The sequence below is a fragment of the Oceanisphaera submarina genome, from assembly GCF_046521305.1.
Taxonomy (GTDB): Bacteria; Pseudomonadota; Gammaproteobacteria; order Enterobacterales; family Aeromonadaceae; genus Oceanimonas; species Oceanimonas submarina.
Map to the genome: position 1 here is coordinate 1 of NZ_JBKGFN010000027.1, position 2,437 is coordinate 2,437.

The 2,437-nt window shown below is 52.2% G+C and carries 1 protein-coding gene; it reads left to right on the forward strand.

All coding sequences use genetic code 11. From position 1 onward, the window contains the following. The first annotated feature begins 226 nt into the window (after positions 1-226). On the forward strand, positions 227-2,185 hold the full coding sequence (locus ACLEIV_RS16815; protein ID WP_410457777.1) for a polysaccharide biosynthesis protein: 1,959 nt from the start codon (positions 227-229) through the stop codon (positions 2,183-2,185). The last annotated feature ends 252 nt before the right edge of the window (positions 2,186-2,437 follow it).

Here is a 2,437-nt window from a genome sequence, read left to right on the forward strand (position 1 = left end):
TTCAGGCCGAGAATCGGTCTAATTTATTGTCCGGGATTAGTTGACCACTACAACTTAGATAAATTAGAACCGCACGTTATGAGTCTATTAGAGTAAAGTGATGAACTCATCAGAATACTAACCACCATAGTAAAAAATACCCAAATGAACTTAAAATCGGACTCTAAGAAATGAACTTACTGAACACTAAAAACTCAGCACTAAACACTAAAGAGGTGTGAGTTATATGAATAACGCCATTAGATGGTTGTTTAAACAGCCTCGCTCGGTAAAACGCATGATCAGCTTGTTGCTGGATGCGCTGTTTATATTATTGGCATTTTGGGCCGCGTATCTGCTGCGGCTGGACAGTGCCAGCCTGCTGGGGTCGCTGCGGCACTGGCTGATGCTGGCGTTTATGGTGCCGGTTACCTTGTTATGTTTTGTGCGCTTTGGGCTTTATCGGGCGGTGCTGCGTTACCTGGGGCACCATGCCACTCTGGTGATGATGGGAGGAGTGGCGGTGTCGGCAGTGACCATGGTGCTGGCGGCGCATTATGTTAATGCCTTTTTGCCCCGTTCTGTACCGGTTATTTACGCCGTATTGGCGCTGTTGTTGTGTGGGGGCGCGCGCAGCATGGCCAGAGCGCTGTATAACCAGAGCACCAAAAAGCTTAAAATCCCGGTGATTATTTATGGGGCTGGTTCTTCTGGCCGGCAGTTGAATACTTCTCTTAGCCATGGTAGTGAATATCGTGCTGTGGCCTTTGTGGATGACAACCCCACTTTGCAAAAGGCGCTACTGCAAGGGCTAACGGTGTTTTCGCCGGTGGAGTTGGCCAGGCTGATAAAGCGTTATGATGCACAAAAGCTGTTGTTGGCCATGCCCAGCATCAGCCGGCAGCGCCGACGGGAAATTGTAGATAGCCTGGAAGCGCTGCAACTCGATATTCTCACCATTCCCGGCATGGCCGACTTGGTTAGCGGCAAGGCCAAACTTACAGAACTGCATGAAGTGAGTGTAGAAGACCTGCTGGGCCGTGATCCGGTTGAACCCTTTCCCGATTTGATTAGCGCCAACATTCGCGGCAAAGTGGTGATGGTAACTGGTGCCGGCGGCTCTATCGGCTCCGAGCTGTGCCGACAAATTGTGCAGCAGCAGCCAGTTACTCTGGTATTGTATGAAATGTCGGAATATGCGCTTTATCAAATAGATCAGGAGCTGAATGGCCTTTGCCGTGCTGGCAATTACAAAGTGGACATAGTACCCATTATGGCCTCGGTACAGAGACAAAACCGGCTGGAAGCGGTGATGAGCGCTTTTGGCGTGCAAACCGTATATCACGCTGCTGCGTGCAAGCATGTGCCATTAGTCGAATATAATGTGGTGGAAGGGGTGCGTAACAATGTGTTTGGTACCTGGCGGGCGGCGGAGGCAGCCATTAACTGCGGAGTAGAGACCTTTGTGCTTATCTCTACCGACAAGGCGGTGCGCCCCACCAATGTAATGGGCACCAGCAAGCGTCTGGCTGAGCTGGTGCTGCAGGGCTTGGCCCTGCGCCAGAGTAATACCCGCTTTTGCATGGTGCGCTTTGGCAATGTGCTGGGCTCCAGTGGCTCGGTAGTGCCGTTGTTTAAACGGCAAATTCGCGCCGGCGGGCCCATTACCCTCACCCATGAAGACATTACCCGTTATTTTATGACCATTCCCGAGGCGGCCCAGCTGGTGATCCAGGCCGGCGCCATGGGCAGGGGGGGCGATGTCTTTGTACTCGATATGGGGGAGCCGGTGCGCATTATCGAGCTGGCCCGCAAGATGATCCGGCTGATGGGTTTCGATGTAAAAGACGAGCAACACCCGAATGGAGATATAGAGATAAAGGTTACCGGCCTGCGGCCCGGCGAAAAGCTGTATGAAGAGCTGTTGATCGGTGGCGATGAGCAGCCCACAGCACACCCACGCATTCGCACCGCCCAGGAAGTACATTTACCCTGGGATGAAGTGTCTGTTTTGCTGAAAGATCTGGATGTGGCCTGCGAGGACTATAATCAGCCGCGTATTCGCGAGTTGTTACTGAATGCGCCTACGGCATTCAATCCGCAGGGTGGTATCTGCGATTTAGTGTGGAGAGAGAATCAGGCGTCTGGCTCGGAGCCTGTAGCAGAAACTGAGATTGGTAAACCGGTGGTGGCGTTAGTGCGGTAAGCCTTGGTTAATATCAGGCAAGTGGCTATTCGACTTATGTCGATCGGCAGGAGTTGATAAGCTTTTCCACCGGTCTGGTATGGAGCCTGCACCACAGCAGATAAGGCCGATTCACGGCGAGTCAGGCGCCAAGGTGGTATACAGTTAGGCTGAGTGGCTTGTTTCCGAAGAAGGCCTAGGCGATGATAGCTGGATAGTGTAGTGGTCAACTAATCCCGGACAATAAATTAGACCGATTCTCGGCCTGAACTG